Annotated in this window: 1 protein-coding gene; it reads right to left on the bottom strand. The window is 68.5% G+C overall.

What is annotated here, in order from left to right:
- On the bottom strand, positions 1-3,316 hold a 3,316-nt coding region (locus ACGF5G_RS35695), incomplete at both ends, for an SDR family NAD(P)-dependent oxidoreductase (protein WP_393271313.1).

Raw genomic sequence — 3,316 nt, 5'->3', positions numbered from 1 at the left:
CCGACGACATCACGGCCCTCGACAACCACCCGCCACAAATCCTCAGGCGAATCCACCCCACCCGGAAAACGACACGCCATACCCACGATCGCGAGAGGGGCATCGACGGGTGCGGTTGTCGTGGACGCGGGTGGCACGGGGTCGACGGCGGTCGACGTACCGCCCAGCCGGTCGGTGAGGTGGGCGGCGAGCGCCGTCACCGTGGGATGGTCGAAGACCACGGACGCCGGCAGCGTGGTGCCGACCACGAGACCGAGGCGGTTACGCAGCTCGACGGCGGTGAGTGAGTCGAAGCCGAGTTCCTTGAGCGGACGATCGACGTCAACGCTGTCGCCGGTGGCGAAGCCGAGGACGGTGGCGACGTTCGAGCGGACCAGGCCCAGCAGCATGCGGTGCCGATCGGCGGGGTCGAGTCGGGCCATCTCCTCGCCCGGGGTCGCCGGGGCGCCGCCCGTGGCGGTGTGCTCGGCGCGGCGGTGCGAGCGGCGGGTGCCGGCGGTCTCGGTGGCGAGTCCACGCAGGATGGCGGGCACAGACTCCCGAGTGTCGCCAGTCAGGTTGAGGTTGGCGGCGATGACGGCGGGGTGGTGTCCGCCGATCGCGGCGTCGAGCAGGGCGAGTGCGTCGGTGGTGGGCATGGCTCGGACGGTGGCCCGGTCGAGCCGAGCGCGGTCGCGGTGCTTCAGGTGGGCGGTCATGCCGGTGGTGTGTTCCCACAGCCCCCAGGCGATGGAGGTAGCGGGCAGACCGGCCCGATGCCGGATCGTGGCGAGAGCGTCCAGACCGGCGTTCGCAGCGGCGTAATTACCCTGCCCAGGGTTACCGATCACCCCAGCGACCGAGGAAAACAACACGAACAGGGCCAGCTCACGATCACGGGTCAACTCGTCCAGCCACAACGCGGCCTGCAGCTTCGGCGCCAGAACAGCCTCGAGGCGTTGCGGAGTCAGGGCCTCGATCGTGCCGTCATCGATGACACCAGCGGCATGCACCACCCCGGTCAGCCGGTCGATACCCCCAACCAGGTCTGCCAACGCCGCCCGATCGGTCACATCACACGCCACGACCCGCACCTCGGCGTCCAGACCGGCAAGCCGATCAGTCACACCGGAACGGCTGGCCAGAACAAGCTTCCGCACCCCATGCCGACGCACCAGATGCTCAGCCACCACAACACCAAGCCCACCCGTGCCACCAGTGATCAACACCGTGCCATCCGGATCCAGACGCGCCGGCATCGTCAACACCTGCTTACCCACGGTGCGACCCGCACCCAGATCCCGCAACACCTCCCGAACCCGCTGCACCGGCACCGCAGTCACCGGCACCGGCGTCAGCGTGCCATCACCGAACAGCTCCATCAGCCGACGAAGCATCCCACCAAGCCGCTCCGGCCCCGCCTCAATCATGTCGAACGGGACGTAACGAACCCCCGGAAAATCCTCCGCACCACGAACATCGGTCTTACCCATCTCCAGCAACACACCACCCGGACGCAACAACCCCACCGACGCGTCCACGAACTCACCCGCCAGGCTGTTGAGCACCACATCAAACCCGCCCGGAAACACATCCACGAACGCCGTCGAACGAGACGACGCCAACCGCTCCCGCGGCACATCCACAAGATCCCACTTCGACTCACTCGCCGTCGCCCACACCTCAGCACCCAACCACCGAGCCAACTGCACCGCCGCCATACCCACCCCACCCGCAGCCGCATGAACCAACACCCGCTGACCAGCCCGCAACCCCGCAAGCTCCACCAACCCCAACCACGCCGTCAACCACACCACCGGCACACCCGCGGCCTGCTCCATCGACCAACCATCCGGAACCCTCACCACCAACCGACCATCAACCACCGTCGACGAACCAAAACCACCCGACCACAACCCCAACACCCGATCACCAACCGCCACATGCCCCACACCCACACCAACCTCAACCACCACCCCCGCACCCTCCACACCAACCGACCCACCACCCGGATACACCCCAAGACCCACCAACACATCACGAAAATTCACCCCCGCAGCCACCGGCGCCACCCGCACCTCGCCCGCACCAACCACGTCCGCGGTCACGGTTTCCACGACGATCCCGTCCAACGACCCGCTGCCGTCGGCGTCCAACCGCCACTCACCAGAAACCGGGATGGTCAGCCGGTGCGGATCGGCGCGCCGGAGCTGCGGCACGGAGAGGCTTCCGTCCTCGTGGACGCGCACGTGGTCGTATCCGGTGCCGAGGATCGACTCGATCGCCACGCCGGTCTCGGGAACCTCGGCCACGACGACCCGGCCGGGATGTTCCGACTGCACCACCCGCAGGAGCCCGAGGACCGCTCCGGCAGCGACCGAGGCGTCGGTGACGAGAACGACGAGCCGAGCGGTGCCCAGCTCGGGCGCGGACGTGAACTGCTGCACGGTGGTGAGGACGTCGGTAAGGGCGGTGCGGTGGTCATTGAGATCCGGTGTCAGCACAAGCACGGCCGGTGGCTGGATTCCGGAGTCGACGGCGGCCACGAGTGCGTCGACATCGGGGTAGCGGGCGCCACCGATGCCCAGCCGGTCCTCGCCGACGACCGCACGCTCGGGAACGTCGGCTGACTCTGCGACCACTGGTTGCCAGTGCAGGTTGAGGAGGGTGGTGGTGTGGGTGGTGTGGGTGGGTAGGGGGCGGAGTTGGAGGTGGTCGATGGTGGCCAGGGGGGTGCCGTCGGTGTGGTGCAGGGTGATGGTGGCGGTGTCGGGGGTGGGTTGGGTGAGGGTGACGCGGGCGTGGGTGGCGCCGGTGCTGTGGATGGTGACGCCGGTCCAGGTGAAGGGAACGCGTGGTGTGCCGCCGGTGGCGGTGTAGTCCAGCAAAAGGGGATGTAGGGCGGCGTCGAGCAGGGCGGGGTGAATGGCATGACCGCCGTTGTCGTCGTGGTGGGTGTCGGTGAGGGTGATGTCGGCGTAGAGGGTGCCGTTGTGCTGCCAGGTGTTGCGGAGGTTCTGGAAGGTGGGCCCGTAGTCGTAGCCGGCGTCGGCGGCAGCGGAGTAGAACCGCTCGATCGGTACGGGCACCGCACCCTCCGGCGGCCACGGCCCGTGATAAGGCCGGCCGGGCTGGCCGGCGTCTCCGGTGAGCGTGGCCTCGGCGTGCAGGACCCAGTCGGAGTCCTCACCGGGACGGCTGTGCACCCGAGCCGAGTACCCGCCACCGGTGCTGGTGGGTGTGATGACGATCTGCAGGTCGCGGTCGTGGTCGGTGGGCAGCGGGGTGAGGATGGTCAGGTCGGCGATGTGGTCACAGCCGACCTCGTCCCCGGCGT

It is taken from the genome of Micromonospora sp. NPDC047730, from assembly GCF_043204765.1.
In the GTDB taxonomy this organism is placed as follows: Bacteria; Actinomycetota; Actinomycetes; order Mycobacteriales; family Micromonosporaceae; genus Micromonospora.
The sequence above is the reverse complement of the archived record's forward strand: the minus strand, read 5'-3'. Positions and strand labels throughout refer to the sequence as shown.